General features: G+C 36.2%; 14 protein-coding genes. All 14 read right to left on the bottom strand.

The features are described 5' to 3' along the window. Nucleotides 1-261 precede the first annotated feature (261 nt). Nucleotides 262-642, bottom strand: coding sequence for a hypothetical protein (locus KCX82_RS18160; protein WP_227019905.1), 381 nt, complete (start codon nucleotides 640-642; stop codon nucleotides 262-264). 25 nt (nucleotides 643-667) lie between these two features. Beyond that, nucleotides 668-1,627 carry a caspase family protein gene (locus tag KCX82_RS18155; protein ID WP_227019904.1) on the bottom strand — a complete coding sequence of 320 codons (960 nt, stop codon included), beginning with the start codon at nucleotides 1,625-1,627 and terminating at the stop codon, nucleotides 668-670. 208 nt (nucleotides 1,628-1,835) lie between these two features. Continuing rightward, nucleotides 1,836-4,058 (bottom strand): S8 family peptidase, encoded by a 2,223-nt coding sequence (locus KCX82_RS18150; protein ID WP_227019903.1) that lies wholly within the window; start codon nucleotides 4,056-4,058, stop codon nucleotides 1,836-1,838. Further along, complete coding sequence (locus KCX82_RS18145) at nucleotides 4,051-5,190, bottom strand: AAA family ATPase (protein WP_227019902.1); 1,140 nt, start codon at nucleotides 5,188-5,190, stop codon at nucleotides 4,051-4,053. The genes KCX82_RS18150 and KCX82_RS18145 overlap by 8 nt, the downstream gene beginning before the upstream one ends. A gap of 133 nt (nucleotides 5,191-5,323) precedes the next feature. Beyond that, the gene (locus KCX82_RS18140) at nucleotides 5,324-6,574 is read right to left on the bottom strand and encodes a recombinase family protein (protein WP_227019901.1); all 1,251 of its coding nucleotides are present in this window, start codon (nucleotides 6,572-6,574) and stop codon (nucleotides 5,324-5,326) included. A gap of 622 nt (nucleotides 6,575-7,196) precedes the next feature. Then, on the bottom strand, nucleotides 7,197-8,033 hold the full coding sequence (locus KCX82_RS18135; RefSeq protein WP_227019900.1) for a hypothetical protein: 837 nt from the start codon (nucleotides 8,031-8,033) through the stop codon (nucleotides 7,197-7,199). 119 nt (nucleotides 8,034-8,152) lie between these two features. After that, entirely contained in the window at nucleotides 8,153-10,366 is a 2,214-nt protein-coding gene (locus tag KCX82_RS18130) for a S8 family peptidase (protein WP_227019899.1), read from the bottom strand. After that, entirely contained in the window at nucleotides 10,359-11,510 is a 1,152-nt protein-coding gene (locus KCX82_RS18125) for an AAA family ATPase (protein WP_227019898.1), read from the bottom strand. The genes KCX82_RS18130 and KCX82_RS18125 overlap by 8 nt, the downstream gene beginning before the upstream one ends. 532 nt (nucleotides 11,511-12,042) lie before the next feature. After that, nucleotides 12,043-12,333: a recombinase zinc ribbon domain-containing protein gene (locus tag KCX82_RS18120; RefSeq protein ID WP_227019897.1), complete on the bottom strand. Its 291-nt coding sequence runs from the start codon at nucleotides 12,331-12,333 to the stop codon at nucleotides 12,043-12,045. Between the two features lie 59 nt (nucleotides 12,334-12,392). Continuing rightward, nucleotides 12,393-12,608, bottom strand: coding sequence for a recombinase family protein (locus KCX82_RS23290; protein ID WP_227019929.1), 216 nt, complete (start codon nucleotides 12,606-12,608; stop codon nucleotides 12,393-12,395). Between the two features lie 539 nt (nucleotides 12,609-13,147). Further along, a complete protein-coding gene (locus tag KCX82_RS18110) occupies nucleotides 13,148-13,339 on the bottom strand; it encodes a hypothetical protein (protein WP_227019896.1) in 192 nt (63 codons plus the stop codon). Beyond that, nucleotides 13,340-15,046, bottom strand: a complete 1,707-nt coding sequence (locus KCX82_RS18105; protein WP_227019895.1) for a recombinase family protein — start codon at nucleotides 15,044-15,046, stop codon at nucleotides 13,340-13,342. It lies immediately after the preceding gene. Between the two features lie 119 nt (nucleotides 15,047-15,165). Beyond that, nucleotides 15,166-15,318, bottom strand: coding sequence for a hypothetical protein (locus KCX82_RS18100; protein ID WP_227019894.1), 153 nt, complete (start codon nucleotides 15,316-15,318; stop codon nucleotides 15,166-15,168). Then, complete coding sequence (locus tag KCX82_RS18095; RefSeq protein WP_227019893.1) at nucleotides 15,315-15,653, bottom strand: hypothetical protein; 339 nt, start codon at nucleotides 15,651-15,653, stop codon at nucleotides 15,315-15,317. Before KCX82_RS18095 ends, KCX82_RS18100 begins: the two co-directional genes overlap by 4 nt. Nucleotides 15,654-15,987 lie beyond the last annotated feature (334 nt).

Below are 15,987 nucleotides of genomic sequence, written 5' to 3'. Positions count from 1 at the left end.
CTTTGAAAAGACTAAATAGAAATTAGTTTACCAGATATATTTCTATTGGATTCCCAATAGGCGTGTCCATATATTTAATAGCTAACTCGATTTTAATTTTTGAGTTAAGTTTCAGGCGTGTTAAGACAAACAACAGCATTCTGTTTGTTTAAGGAGACAAGGGTGGAGGCATGAATACCCACCGTTATAAATGTTGCAACGATAATTTTAATAGTAAAAAAACTTCAACCCAATTTGAAAAGGTTAAAGCTTTTTACACTTCTATACATTCCGACGAATCCACTCTTCTAACGAATCTTTTCTCTTAGCAACAATGGAAATACCTAATTCTGAAATATACTTGCTAGTGCTATCTAAAATTTTGACTGCTACTACAGGTTTTCCAATGCTAATTGCAAACTTAACTTCATCCAGAGACATGCCCGTATTATTTGCCGGCCGATTTGAGCATATAACGACGCTCGCATACTTAATTTGCTTCTGAATTTGAGGGTCAACGTTAAATCTTCTGTCAATACTATCGAACGGCGAACTACTTGGTACTGAGTAATCTCTAACATTAAATTTTGTTCGCTCCAATAGAGCGCTGATTTCAGCATAATCATTATTGTTCCAACGATGTGGTATAAATACATTAATCATTATTCTTTTCCTCCTCAATAATTCCTTAAAATCTTGAATCCTTTGCCAATTTCCAGTAATGCAAACCTAACGCTGTCAATTTACAAGATTTGCTCTTCATTGCTGCGAAATACATATGCTCTTCATCTACCGGCTCAATAAGTCCAACACTTTCGTATAATTGAAGTTCTTTGAATATATTAACATTTTCGTCTTTAGCGTAGGGCTCAATAACTTCATGTTCAATAGCTGGGTTGTTGGTAAATTCAAATGATGGGTCTAATTTATATTCATCACTTGGAGAATCAAAATACTGACCTAGTTTGCGTAAAATACTTTTAGGAACTCTTGGTTCTATATCACGAATTGAAAGAAAGTGTGAGATATTGGTCTTAAAAACCGGGCGTTGTTGCCAAGCACCGAGGGATTGATCAATAAAGGCATATATTCCTGCGGGTGTTATTCTTCCCGTTATATCAGCTGCGCTTCCTCTTAAACCTTGTAAAAACAGACTTGTAAAAAGGCCTTGCCCATTACTTTCCATGGATACCTCATCCCTAGAACTAGCTGTCATTATAGTAATGCCTTCACCAAGTATTGACTCACTGCTATTTGTAACTTGTAGTTCACCAAATTTACCGGAAAAGCAACAATCTAAAATAATGATTTTGTTATTACATTTTGATCTGTTCGCATACCCTAATACATCAGTCATCGATACACCTAAATCTCTACCTCGATAATCAGGAGTTACAAGATGACCCGATTCACTTCCGTGACCTGAAAAATAAAGTAATGTAGCATCAGCATTACCGCTAAATAGATCATCAAGCAGTTCCAAAAACTCAGCTTTTGTTCCTACATTGAGGTTAAGGGAAACATCAAAGTTAGGCGATCCATCGCCATTTGTTCTTAACAGCTCAGCTACTGCATTGGCATCATTTATGCACCCATTTAAGGGAGCTGTTGGATATTCATCAATACCAATTATTAATGCTTTTTTCAAAAATCTCCCCCCCTTTTTTAAGACATCTCCCTGATCAATCTTACAGACTAACTTCAACAACCATTATATGGGAAAATTCTCATATTTTCAATTATTTTGTCATAATTGTATTGGAAATAATATTTAAGATATCTTCAGCCATTCTATCATCAGGTAGTATCCTTTTCTACCTCAATGCATGGTAATGTAGAGTATAAATTCCCAGTCTTTACTTTACAGTTAACCGTACTGGTTGTACTGGAGTGAAACGTCCAGCTGTCTCTTTTATTATTTCTGTATATAAATTTCCAGCCTGTGTCAAATCTTCAATGGTAATCACCAATGAGTATGGTATTTCGTCATTATCTTCAACTCCCCACCGTGTAAAAAGTTCAAGCCATATTTCCCAGCTTCCTGCGCAAAAACTCGAAAATGTATTTGAAAAATGGTAACATGAATCCCATTTATTTCTATTATCTGATACATCCGGGTTGTCCACAACGTTTTTCCCATTTGAATTTAACCGATGGATTGAGGTTTGAATATAGGCCCCCGAGTATTCACTTCCTTTGGTTCTGTCAATAGGCGGCTGAACTATACAAGTCACTGTTACTCTCGCTTTGTCGTCACCTCTTTTGACTTTTGCATCAGCTAAGATTGTTGGAATATGGAATTTCACTCTTTGTTTTGTTAAACGATTCAATGTTCCAGTATGTAAAAATGATATTTTATCTTCAGATGAATACATACTCTTTCTAGGTGCTGATAATCCTCGTCCATATAAATTACCTGCATATTCTGCTTCTTCTTGAGTTATCCCTTCATTTTCAAATAAAGGGATAACTCCATTATACAAAAGTGCTTGAGCAAGGCCTATATCCTCATTTGGAACTACAGGCAGTATCTGTGCCAAGTCTCCAGCAACCGTCGGAGCTGTAAAACTCGTCCCCGGAAGTGCACAATACCCTGTATTCGACAAGCATAGTGCATATGGATCACTTGGGGCAATACCGTTTTTAAATTGGGTTGCCCCATACGCTACTAAATCAGGTTTGTAGAACCCACAAAATCCTGGCCCTTTTCTCGAATAAGGGGCAATATCATTTTCCTTACTTATACTTCCATTATGGGTATGGCCAACCACTGCTCCCACGGTTATCCCCAGCATCGCATCGGCTGGTTCTGCAATTCTACTATCATCGTCATCTAAAATGTCCTTTAAATTATCTTCTGAAAACACTAATTGGTGATTTCCTGCAGATAAAACGAATCTGACCCCATATGCCTTTGTTAGCAAGTCTAATTCACATCCCAGAAAACTCATTTCATCACCATCTATTGGCTGCTGTGCGTTATATGAAAAATTAAATATCTTTGCAATAGGTGAAAATGTTATAACAGCTTCTCTTATTCTTTGGATTACTATATTTGAAGCTGTCTTTTCCCCATCTATTATATTAGCATCGATAATCTTTACTCTTGGCGTGAGATTTTCATCAGATATACAGAGCCCTAGATTTTCAAATGCAGCTCTACTTGCCACAGGTGTTCCATGGCTCCCGAAAAATACTGGCCGATTGCATCCTGTAGCTCGCCAATGTATTGGAACAAGCTGCGCCAAATTTTTTGGAAAATCAACTCCATCGTCTAATATAACTACTGCTGGCAATTCTTCAATTATCACTCCTGGCTTCAGTTGCAATCCTTTTCCAAAAGGTGAAGATACACTAGGAGCATACTTAAGAAAAAAAACTGTTTGCTCAATTCTATATATTGCTTGGTCATCAGCTATCTCATTAAAACTTGACATAGGAACCAATGCTCTGATTATTGTTGTTCCATCCGTAAGTTGGAATGGATCTGCAGGAAGACTTCCGTTCTTATTTATTATCTTCTCTACTAGTTTTTTCTCAGCTTTTTTTTGAATTTCATTTCCTAAGTTTGGTAATAACATCATTTGAACATCAACTGCAATTTGATCTTTATTTTCTTGAAAATAACGGATCAGAGAGGCTGATTGTTTATCTCTTGAACTAAATGGTTCAAAATCATCTATATATTGAAAATCTTTTACAGTCCCACGATCTCTATATCTTCCAATACGCCCTTGCAATCTGTCAAAGACGTCTTTCTTGGCTGATACAATGGCATGTCGACTATCTTTAACAGCATTAATTTTTAACCCTTCATCTTCCATTAACTTTTTTCTGTTAGAAAAATCTTCCCCATCTTGCAATACAACTTTAAAGGTCATGATATCTTCATCATGAAGGGAATCCCCGGCTTTTAATTTGTTGAATATATCCAATATATCCTGTAAGCCTTTAGACAATTTACTTCCATGCTCAGCTGGATTTAAACCATAATTTTTATTTCTGCTAGTTGGTTTTTTAAGTACTTTAGTCACTTCCCCAGAAGGTATCCACAAATGAAATTTGTCTTGGTCATTCATTATCTAATTCCCCCCTATACTTCTTTAATTGATAATCTAAAGTATTATGCGACATTCCCAGAGCTTTTGCGGCGGTTCTTAATGAAACTCCTCTTTCCATCATTTCGTGAATGACTTTCATCGGCTCATTCCCACTATCCGAAAACTTACTTAATTGTTGGATGAGTATATCAATAACATCTTCCGTTTTTAGTTTCTTATTGATAAGGTTTTTCTTCGCTGCGGCCGTTGTTAATTCTCCTATCTGTGCTCCATTAATACCTTCTGATACTTTTGCAATTAATTTATAGTCGATCTGCGGTTCAACACCATACTTAGAGATTCCCTTTTCTATCAAGATTCGCCGTTGTTCTTCATTTGGCAATTCTAGTGTAATTGTTACATTAAATCTTCTCCATATTGCTGGATCTAAAAGATGCTCATGATTTGTTGCAGCTATTAAAAAAACATTTCCCGGCATATTGTCAAAATTTTGTAGCAAAGTAGTTACAACACGCTTAAGTTCGCCCAACTCATTACTGTCATCTCTTTTTTTCGCAATAGCATCAAATTCATCCAAAAATAATATAATCCTTTGGTTTCTTACTGAATCAAAAACTTTACGCAGATTAGTACTGGTCTGGCCTAAATAGGATGACACCAATCCATCTAAACGAACATATGCAATAGGTAAATTTAGCTCATGACCTAATGCATATGCAGTCATAGTCTTGCCGCAGCCAGGGGGGCCGCATAGTAATACTCTATTAATAGGTGGCATATTGTGTTTTAATAGTTCTTCTGCATTGTTTTGTTCTGAAACAATCTGTTCTAAAATATCCTTCTGCTTTTCAGGCAATATAACATCATCTAATGACATCTTTGAATGAACAATTTCATATAACTCTAGCAGACTGTCCTTATCTCTCGGAGTATTCATCTGTGATGAAAAAACAGTTGTATTTGGGCTAAAATCTGTACTGACATTTCCAGATTTCTTGTTGTTATCATAGGCTCTCATCAATCTTGACGCAGTAGGTACATTTCCTTTCTTCTCCTCATCTTTCACCAATTTATTTAGTGCTTCTATAAATTTATTTTCATCCCCATCACAATGGGCAATGATTAATTTTTCTATCAATTCCGACTTCATGGTCACACTCTCCATCATATGATTTTCGTACACTTTCGTACACTTTCGGACATTTACTGTTATTATTGTATTACCAGTGCTCCGTTTTGTCAATAATTTTCGTACACATTCGGACACTTTAATTTAGCGCTTATCAATACCAAATTTCAAAATCTACGGTCTCTCCATCATTTTTATAAAATACCGTTATATGCTTTGTATATACTTTAATTTTACTTATCTTTTCTCTTAAATCCTCTTCACATATGCCATTGGAATATGTTTTTCTTAGAATATCCTTTACCCACTCTTCATCCAAAGTAGGAGAATTAGGACAAGCACCTTTCCCTATTTCAATCCTTGTCGAACACCTCCAGACAACCTTGCCCCTCTCTGTTCTTCTTCGATACGATGTGCCGCAATAACCGCACACAAGCAGATTCCCCAGAAGATATTTACCGTTGTATTTGATCCCGCTGGCTTCTACCGTACCGTCTTCATTTCTAACAATACTTGCACGCTTAGCCATTTCCTCCTGAACCTTATCGAATACTTCAGCGGAAACAATAGCCGGATGGCTGTCCTTAATATAATATCGACCGCGTTGCCCAATGTTCTTGACTTTCTTACCAGTCATAAAATCCTCAGTAAAAGTCTTTTGCAGCATCGTATCACCCTTGTATTTTTCATTCTTGAGTATCTTCTGAATCGTCTTTCTATCCCAGACATCTTTCCCCGTTACAGTTTTAATCCCCTGGGATTGTAGATAAGCCTTTATTTGTCCCAGTGATAGTCCTTGTAAATACAAGTCAAATATCTTCCTGACAACCTCAGCCTGCTCTGGTACGATAACAATATCGCCATCTACGCAGGTATACCCCATGAAATTCTTATACTGTGTAAAAATATCGCCCTTTTCAAACTTGCGTTGAAACCCCCACTGAATGTTTTCACTGGTATTTCTGCTTTCATCCTGTGCCAGCATCCCCCTCAGTGTAATCTCAAATTCCTTATCCACATTGATTGAATCCAAGTCTTCTGTTTCAAAATGCATGTTGATCCCTCGCTCTCTTAAAAATCTAATAATCTGCAAAATCTCCAGAGTGTCTCGCGACACCCTGCTGATTGACTTGGTGATGATGTAATCAATTTCACCTTTCGCAGCTTTCCTGAGCATTTTGTTCAAATCGGTTCTACCATTCCGACGCAGCCCACTTTCGACATCATAAAATACCCCTGCATAAATCCAGTCGGGGTGACTTCGAATCATTTTCTTGTAAGTTTTTATCTGAATCTCAAGGCTGCGCAATTGTGCAGGTCCAGATGTGCTTACTCTGCAATACCCGGCAACCTTGAGCTTTTTATACTCCTTCGGAATAGGAGGTATAATCCTAACCTTTTTCATGGCTCATCCTCTTCATATAAATTGAATATCCATGAAAATTATACGCGTAAAAGAAAAGACGCGAAAGTCATCCTCTCACGTCTAAATCAAACTCATTTTCCAAACATCTCAAATCATTCAAATTTCAACATTTAAATCTTCTGCAACAGGATTGTGGCCTCTACATGCCTTGAGAAGATAAAAAAGATGACCGATGAACCTGGTACCCCCTTGGCTTCAGGATATATTTCAGAAAAATAGCCTATGAATGCATTTTTTTCAGATCCTTGCTAATTGCCTTTTTTATATTTAGCTCCGTCTGCTGTTATCATTTATATGGTAAACGGTACTCGCTTTCTTATTTACAATCTGAATAAAATTGTAAATAAGAAAACCTTCAAAAACGAGTTAATCTTGAAGGCTTTATTACTTACAATTTAATTCAAACAACATAACATAATAGTATTATCGTGCCTCTCAGATATTGGACTCTATTTTATATCTGATCAAAGAGAATAACCTCATCTAGATTTAGGTCTATCCGATCTTACCACCGTCTTAACGTTGCTCGTACGAAATTTGCTATACTTTGCCTTTAAAGCTTATAGTTACTACCACGTTTCCAAGGTGTAATGAGCGGCAACTACTTTATTTTCTCATATATATTTGCTAAAATTCCTGAAACCATAAAAAAACTTAGTACCAACAGCACACTACCAATAACAATATACGTTATACTATTCTTATGATTTTTATAAGTTTTTTTATAAATAATAGCCCAAAGTTTATTCAACCTACTCTGCAAAACCAAATTGATTGAAGCAATTAAAAATAAATTTGCTCTAAGAACATACAACATATAAACTACTGCTAATACAAGTCCTGTAATTTGATAGGTTAAAAATACTGTTATTGACATATCATCAAATACTGAAAAACTTCCCGTTTGATTAATATTATTCACTATTGCTACTTTATCAACATTCTTATACATAAATGGGTGTTCAACAAGTACCACTAATATTGGTACCATAATCACAGACAGTATATTAAATGCCATAATACTCTTAATTCTATTATCGAATGATAATCCTTTACGTATTCCAAACCATGCAACTATTAAAACCATTATTTCTAAAGATAATGCCATGCCAATAATCCCTATTTGAATTTGTACTCTAAATTTCATGTAACCTGTAATCACCATTGAAAGAATAACTGCTCCAATGATAAACATTTCAAATACACCAATGTCATTTGAACTACTATTTTTCTCTTTATAAATAGTCTTTTCTTTTACTATAACTTGAGTCGGTTGAATAAATATATTCGGTTGTTCATTAATTGTATTTAATGTAATATGTTTACTTATTTCATTGGGCGGACTTTTAGTAACTAACTTTTCTAGTATAACTGTAAAAACAACAGTGAAAGTAGCTATTATTAACTGAATCACAATATTTTCTACCATTTTTTCCATATATGTACCTTTCTTCACCTTCTTTTGATTTTTCTGAAGTATGTTTCATGTTATTTCTCTTTACATTTCCTAGAACAACCAGCCCCTTCTGTATTTGAATATTTTTGACTATGTATTTCTTAGGCATCTACACGCAATCTGAGAGTATTAATCGAACGATATCTATTCAATGCTTCAATTTCACTATAAACATCCAACGTATTGCTAACATCTTCAATAGTAACTGCCAAAGCATATGGCACATCTATGTTCTCTTCATCCCAACGTGAAAACAGTTCAAGCCAAATCTGCCAGTCGCCAGCTTCAAATTTCGAAAACAATTTTGTAAATTGGTGACATACATCCCATTTCTGACGTCCTTCTTTAAAATCCTGCTGAACAGGTTTTAATCGTCCATCGGAGCTACCTTTTTTCAACGAGGCTCTTACATATGCACCTAAATATTCAGTTCCTTTTGTTCTATCAACTGGCGGCATCGAAACACATGTTACAGAAACTTTGGCAACATTTCTTCCTACTTGAGCTGCTAAAATTTCCGGCATGAAGAATGTTACTCTCTCTTTGGTAACTTTGTTTAACGTTCCTGTTCTCAAAAAAGTCACTTTAGACGGCGAAGAATACTTACTTTCATCCACATTAGATAATCCTCTGCCATACAGATTATGAGCAAAAGCTAATTCCTCGTCAGTTATGCTTTCCTCTTCCCAAATAGGCTGAGTGTTGTGATATAGTAAAGCTTTCGCCAACAAAATATCTTGATTAGGCGTGATCCCTAAAATCTCTGCAAAATCTCCAGCAACAACTGGTGCAGTAAAGCTTGTCCCTGCATCTGGTGTCAACTTACCGTTTTTGTCTAAAAGTAAAGAGAATCTATCCTCTGGAACAGAAACAGAACCAGCAAGGCATGTAATTGAACCACCATAAGCAGTAACATCCGGCTTAGAGAAACCATTAAACCCTGGTCCCCTTCGACTATATGATGTGATTTCATTAACCGAAGATAAACTGTTCGGATGAGTTTCTCCAGATATAGCACCAACGACAATAGATAACATAGAATCTGCTGGTGCTGATACTCTTGAATCGTCATCATCCAAAACATCTTCCAAACTCGATTCAGTGCTCCATAATTGATGGTTCCCGGACGAGACCACAAATTGTACATTCAGTTTTAGCTGCAATGCATCCAGTTCATAGCCCAAAATGCTCATTTCATCTCCTTCAATTGGAGATGCAGCATTTGCTGACAAATTGTACACCTTAGAAATATCACAAAAAGTATGAACAGCATTTTGTATTCGTTTGATGAAGATATTTACTGGTACACTTCCATCTAAAATACTGCAATCGATAATCCTTGTTCGCGGAACTACTTTTGTGCAAGGTAATTGATTGCAAATATATTTAAAAGCGACCCTACTCGCAACTTTGGTTCCATGTTCAGAATCGCCGCCGACAGATCCACTGTCCATCCAATGTTCAAGAATCAACGATTTCAAATTATTTGGAAAATTCACTCCCGAATCTAAAACAGTAACTATAGGAAGATTGTCAATTAAAACGTCTTCATCCAATTCCAAATCGTTTAGGTCAATCGCATTTTTTGAAGCAGCGTCCGCACTAAAAAAATCCGTTTCCTCAATTCTATATATAGCAGAGTCATTTTCGTAGTGTATCAATGAACTTGATGGAATTATAGCGCGAATAACTGGTGTGTTGTCTGATAAATAATATGGTTGCTCTTGGATACTGCCTTCATGTACAGAAATTTTGTCAATTAGTCTCTTCATTGCCTTTCCATTTACTTCTTCTCCCAAATTAGGGACAAGCATTATTTGAATATCAAGAGAAGGCGGAACTGCATCTGAACAAGTAGTTTTTTGCAATGCACTGGAGTTTTTTTCACTGCCTGCGTAAGGCTTGAAATCCTCAATAAAATCAAAATAAGTTTTCCCTGCTCCTGAGCGTGTATAATCGTCCACTCTTTTTTTCAATGATTGAAATTGCATTTTGGTCGTAGCAATAACAGCTTTATTTTCATTTTTAACCGCTTTTACTTGCATTCCAGTTGAAAGAAATAGATCTTTTTTATCTTTGATTTTTTCTCCAGTAGGCAATTCTACTTTGAATATCATAAGACCTGAATCGATCAATGAGTCGTCAGTAGCAACGCTATCAATCGTCTGCTTAATTGATTGCAGGCTATGGCTAAGTTTTTGTCCATGCTCTGCATAAGATACATTCCTCGGTGCCGGACGGGCAGTTAAAGTCTTATCCAATCGGACAACTTCTTCATCCGGAATCCACAAATGGTCTCTTCGTTCATTACTCATCATTCATACCCTCCTTTTTAAAACGATAATCTAATGTAGATTTCGGTATACCCGTAATTTCTTCTAAAGTTCTTAAGGGGATACCGTTCTTTTTCAATCGAAATAAGGCTTTCATAAAGTCTTCGCTATTCTCACTAATAAAAAGAGTATTTTGTTGTAACCAAATTTCAGCTATTTCCTTTTGCGAAATGGAACCTTTTTTGTTTTCCAAAACACAGTATTTTGCGAGTGATAGCATAAAACTTTGAATTTCGGCACCGCTCATTCCATCAGTTAAAATTGTCAATGTTTTATGATCAATATTGTAATCAGTCAATTTTTCTGAACAGAAATGATCAATCATCTGTGTTCGCTGTTCTAAATTTGGTAGTTCCAATAATATGGAAGAATTGAACCTTCTCCATATTGCTGGATCCAAAAGATGATGATGGTTTGTTGCTGCTACCAAGAAAACATTAGATGGCATTGCATCCATATTTTGCAGTAGTGTTGTAACAACTCTTTTCAATTCACCTAATTCATTTGAATCATCTCTCTTCTTTGCAATTGCGTCAAATTCATCTAAAAACAACATGATGCGTTTATTCTTAACAAAGTCAAATATTTTTCTTATATTTGTTCCGGTCTGTCCCAGATATGAGGAGACCAATCCATCAAGTTTCACATATGCAATCGGCATATCCAATTCGCCCGCTAATGCATTTGCCGTCAAAGTTTTTCCGCAGCCCGGAGGGCCACAAAATAAAAGTCTATTCGCAGGTACAACGCCTCTGTCAGCAAGTTGTTCTATGGATCTTTGCTCCGCAACAACCTGTTTCAGAACTTGAACTGTCTTCTCCGGCAAAGCCACATCAGATAGTTTAATTTTAGGAGTTAAAACCTCTAGTAAGTCTAATGTGCTATCCCTGTCTTTAGGCATAGGGATGGCACTCTGTGTTGAAAATGACATTTCAGAAAGCGGACTGTCATTGTATGTGGTTGAACGTTTTTTGTCATAAACATACGCATTCCTCAGCAACGAGGCCGTGGTTGCATTCCCTTTTTTCTCTTCATCTTCAGCTAAATTATTCAATGCAATTTTAAAAGCATCTTCGCTACTAGAACTATGAGCCTCAACTAATTTTACAACCAAACCCGATTTCATATTCGCACCTCTTTTTTGGACACATTCGTATTTTACTCTTTTATAATAGCATTTATAACCAATAATGTCAATATAATTTTGGACATAATTGGACATAACTTTTTATGATTTTCTTATTACGACAATTTAAATAAAAGACCATTTATAATGAAACACACAGTTTCAGTTATATTGACAGAATTTATTCATAAAATTTCTATCTTCAACAAGAACAGCTTTTTCATAATCGCTCTTGCCGTTTTATCGTAATCTCACACCTCATTTATCAAACTTTTACTCCAGCAGTCTCATTCCCTGCTGCATATTCTCTAAGGATAATGAGTTCACTCACAGAGGATGGCGAAATCTTGACAAAAATTTGGTGCGTGCATCAACAATTGTTCTATTTCTTGATGCTTTGTATCATATAAAAAATAATATAATTATCTTTATCTACTTTATTTCAATCTTTAACACTCTGTCTTTTCCAACTCTAATCTCATACACCATCTTCCTTACTTTCTCCTCCATATACTCCCCATCGCAAACCCTCTTAGGCGAGTTCTTCTTTGATCCAGCTTTCCTCAATTGTTGGTGAATTCTCACATGCCTCTCGTCCTTTGTCCATTCTCGTAGCACATCTGTATACTACTTTTCCTCGTTCTATACGTCTTCTGAATGAAGCACCGCATTCTTCACAAACCAGTATATTTGCCAACAAATTCTGCCCATTATATTTTTTTCCACTTGTTTTTATATCCCCATCACTGTTATTTATGTTTCTTTTTCTATTCCTAATTTCACAAACAGTTTCAAAGAACTTTTCCTTTGAAATAATACCCAAATGAGTATCATACACATAGTATCTGGTTCTTTGTCCATCATTCTTCTCACGTTTTCCATTCAGATAATCCTGAGTATAAGACTTCTGGAGGATGCTGCTCCCATATATTTCTCATTGCCAAGCATTCCAAGTATTACTTTTTCATGCCACACATTATTACCAGTAGCTGTTTTAATTTCCAGAGACTCCAACCTATTCTTTATCTGCCTCAGAGATAAACCTGCCAGATACCATTCAAAAATATTTATTACAACCTCCGCCTGCTCTTTATTGATACTATTTCTCCATCAATAACGTCATATCCATAAAAATTCCCAATCCGCCTGCTTCTCAATATATTTTGTATAATATTCTACCTACAGATCTATACTGGATTTCTGGCTCTCATATTTAGTACTCACCCTGCAATATGCTGCTACTTTTAATTTTCTGCTATCTGTTTGTTTCTCGGGTACTTCAATTTTTCTAACCTTTTTCATTTAACACCTGCCATTGACTTGCTCGCAGGTATTTATTCGGATTAAAGTGCCTTCAAACCTATCTGCTCACAAATATGTAAAATATAGTTATGTGTTTTCACCATGATTCATATATCTTAACACATTTGTTATACCGAATCTCTGCTTCTCCTTTCGAAATAAATTGTATCAAATTCATAATCAATATCCGTACAAGTGTAATAATATGAATGTTATCTTAACAAATCGTCTTTATGTAAAAAAAGAAAAGGCATTAACGTATATTTACCCTACGGTACAATCACGCTAATGCCTATCTTTACTTTCTGTATTATTTACTTATTCGTTTTAATATGTCAAATCGGCATAACTTTTCTGCACTTCTGCCTCAAGCTTTCTGCAACAGAGTTATTACCTCCACATGCGTCGTTATTCTCTGATGAGACCATATTACTTGCCCCGTCATTCTCACATGAACACAAATTTTGTGTCTCAGTTATTTCTTTGATTTCAGTCCCATCAACAACTTCTGCCAGCTGTTTCTCCATCTATGACACCTTCTTTCCTTTCTCTGAATTCCTCTGCTCTTTATAATTGTCCTTTGCATTCGGAATCGTTTTTGACTGATTCCCTTTTAATACAAAAGTCAGTTTATAAGGATCTGGATTGCCTTCTTCATCGTATCCTCCGACTATAACTTTGTCGATAATACTTTCAAGGACTACTCGGTCAAATTCATCAAGGATATTTTCTTGCTTTAGTGTCTCACGAAGTTCTGACATTCGTTTGCCAACATCTTTCTGTTTACCGATACTCTCTTCCAATAGAAGTTTCTTCTCGGCAAAATTATGAAGTTTTCTAGTGATTTCTATTAACTTATCATTAAAAACATCTTTTGTAATTGTACCATCAATGAGCATATCTGTCATTCGACTTTTTCTAGATTCCAGTGAAGATATGTCTTTGTCTATCTGCTTCTTTTTTCTGATGTCCTCATCATTGCTTGCCGCTTCCTCTACATGAGTCATGACCAGATCAAGCACATCATCAAAATTACCAGCTAGTAAACCGAAGGCTTCCAAAAAGGCTCCTTCCAAAATATTTTCATCAATGGCTTTACAATTTGGACAACAGGCAATTCCATTCTTGGTGGCATTCATACATTGCCATACAGGTTTTTCATATACAGAACTGCTATGCCTTGTCCTTCTTGTCAACTTATGCCCACAATAGGCGCATTCACACATACTGCTAAATGCATATTGCCTTGTATAACGTTCCCGATTCCCGGTAGTTTCCACCACTTTATTCTTGGATCGTTTCAGACGAACCTGCTCCGCTTCGTCCCACACTTCCCTGGAAACAATTGCTTCATGATGGTCACGGATATAAAACTGATCTTCCTCTCCCATATTAGCAAGCCTTCTCTTTGAAATTGGATCTGTAGTAAATGTTTTTCCAAGAAGAATATCTCCTTTGTATTTTTCATTCTGAATAATTCCCATAACTCCATGGGTATGCCAGCTGACTTTCCCTTTCTTATTCTTCTTCCCAAGTTCTATCAGCCTTTTGGCAATGGTTGTGGTTCCATAGCCTTGCAGATACATATCGAAAATAAATTTGACAATTTCCGCTTCATCCTCGTTTACTGTAATGGACTTATCCTCTGGATGATAATCATATCCAAGACAACCATTAAATCCAATCATTTCACCTCTTTTCATTTTCATCTTAAGACCCATTTTGACATTCATGGAAAGGGATTCCACTTCCTGTTGTGCCAGGGAACTCATAATCGTTAATAACATTTCGCCATTCATATCTAGGGTATTGATATTTTCTTTTTCAAAGAAAACGGCAATATTTCTATCCCTAAGCATTCGCACATATTGCAACGTATCTAGCGTATTTCTGGCAAATCTTGAAATGGATTTTGTAAGAACCAAGTCAATCTCGCCATATTGACATTTCTGAATCATGTCTTGAAATCCTTCTCTCTTATCCACCTTTGTTCCTGTAATTGCTTCATCTGCAAAAATACCTGCACTTGCCCATTCTGAATTTGCTGCAATCTTTTCTTCATAATAAAGCTTTTGAGATTCAAAACTTCCAAGCTGTTCATCACCATCTGTTGATACTCTGCAATAAGCAGCCACACGAATCCTTTCAACTTTTAGTCCACTACTTTCTGTTCTTGCTCTGCCCCTGCCATTAGGAACCGTTCTTGTTGCTTCTAATACTTGTACTTCTCCCATATAATTCCTCCATTCTTTAAACTCTCTATAGTACAATAGCAGTACACAAAAGATAATTCCTTTGTATACTGCTATTTTATCTTCTTAATTAATTGTTAACGAATATCAAAATAGATTTTTTATGCTACTTTCGGATTGCTTTCCTCTAGTATCAAAAATCTGTCCATCAACCGTTTTCTTGCTACTGTATATTCTGATTCTGAAATCAATCCTAATCGAATTAATTTTCTTAATACAGCGATACACTTTGCAAATTCCATCTCCTTTGTCATCCCAGACACCTCCTTCTTGTTATTCTCGATACATCACCTTCTTTCCTTCCACCTAACGATGGTTGATAAAGTGAATCAACAGCTATTGCAAAAGTGATTAGACTGTTTGGCTTCCATTCGTAGAGTGGGGCGGTAGCTTTCGCTTCCATCCAATTATCTGTGAAAAATAACTGTGGGCCTCTCCTGCGCGAGATCCTCTCCCAACTTGACGTGATTCCTTTCGCCCTGCTCCTATCAGATCTTACTATCTTGACTTTTCTGATTATCTTCGCCAGGGCGGACTTCCCCCGGTACCCCTCGTATGTTCTTTTCCGGATGATTCTTTTTTCTCTCATCCGTAGCCTTGGAGTTAGTTTTCAAACAACTAACTCTGTACTTGCTAGTACGGTTCTGGTGTTGCCAATTGCAACGATTCGGGCACCTCCACTCTACAGCCTATGAATTCTGCCTCCACCTTTTGGTTTTATCAGAATTATTTTTCAATGTACGTTATACAAACAATTTTCCGATAGAACATTTGTTTGTAATGTGTTATACTTTTGATATCCTTGAAATGTGATTACGGTTTCATCTGGCTACCAATTTATGAGTTAATGATACCAACGAAAATATCTCCCAACTATTGACGGAGACTTAGCATAGACTTAACAAAATTTTTGAAACGGAGTG

The sequence above is a fragment of the Sinanaerobacter chloroacetimidivorans genome (assembly GCF_018128545.1).
GTDB classification, from domain to species: domain Bacteria; phylum Bacillota; class Clostridia; order Peptostreptococcales; family Anaerovoracaceae; genus Sinanaerobacter; species Sinanaerobacter chloroacetimidivorans.
Note: the sequence above shows the minus strand (reverse complement) of the source record. Positions and strands in the feature narration are given on the sequence as shown.

What these genes read in the sequence shown, in the direction of transcription:
- KCX82_RS18100 (WP_227019894.1), bottom strand. Translation starts at nt 15,318, where the DNA reads ATGACAAAGGAGATGGAATTTGCAAAGTGTATCGCTGTATTAAGAAAA.
- KCX82_RS18140 (WP_227019901.1), bottom strand. Translation starts at nt 6,574, where the DNA reads ATGAAAAAGGTTAGGATTATACCTCCTATTCCGAAGGAGTATAAAAAG.
- KCX82_RS18125 (WP_227019898.1), bottom strand. Translation starts at nt 11,510, where the DNA reads ATGAAATCGGGTTTGGTTGTAAAATTAGTTGAGGCTCATAGTTCTAGT.
- KCX82_RS18135 (WP_227019900.1), bottom strand. Translation starts at nt 8,033, where the DNA reads ATGGAAAAAATGGTAGAAAATATTGTGATTCAGTTAATAATAGCTACT.
- KCX82_RS18145 (WP_227019902.1), bottom strand. Translation starts at nt 5,190, where the DNA reads ATGAAGTCGGAATTGATAGAAAAATTAATCATTGCCCATTGTGATGGG.
- KCX82_RS18130 (WP_227019899.1), bottom strand. Translation starts at nt 10,366, where the DNA reads ATGAGTAATGAACGAAGAGACCATTTGTGGATTCCGGATGAAGAAGTT.
- KCX82_RS18110 (WP_227019896.1), bottom strand. Translation starts at nt 13,339, where the DNA reads ATGGAGAAACAGCTGGCAGAAGTTGTTGATGGGACTGAAATCAAAGAA.
- KCX82_RS18095 (WP_227019893.1), bottom strand. Translation starts at nt 15,653, where the DNA reads ATGAGAGAAAAAAGAATCATCCGGAAAAGAACATACGAGGGGTACCGG.
- KCX82_RS18160 (WP_227019905.1), bottom strand. Translation starts at nt 642, where the DNA reads ATGATTAATGTATTTATACCACATCGTTGGAACAATAATGATTATGCT.
- KCX82_RS18150 (WP_227019903.1), bottom strand. Translation starts at nt 4,058, where the DNA reads ATGAATGACCAAGACAAATTTCATTTGTGGATACCTTCTGGGGAAGTG.
- KCX82_RS18105 (WP_227019895.1), bottom strand. Translation starts at nt 15,046, where the DNA reads ATGGGAGAAGTACAAGTATTAGAAGCAACAAGAACGGTTCCTAATGGC.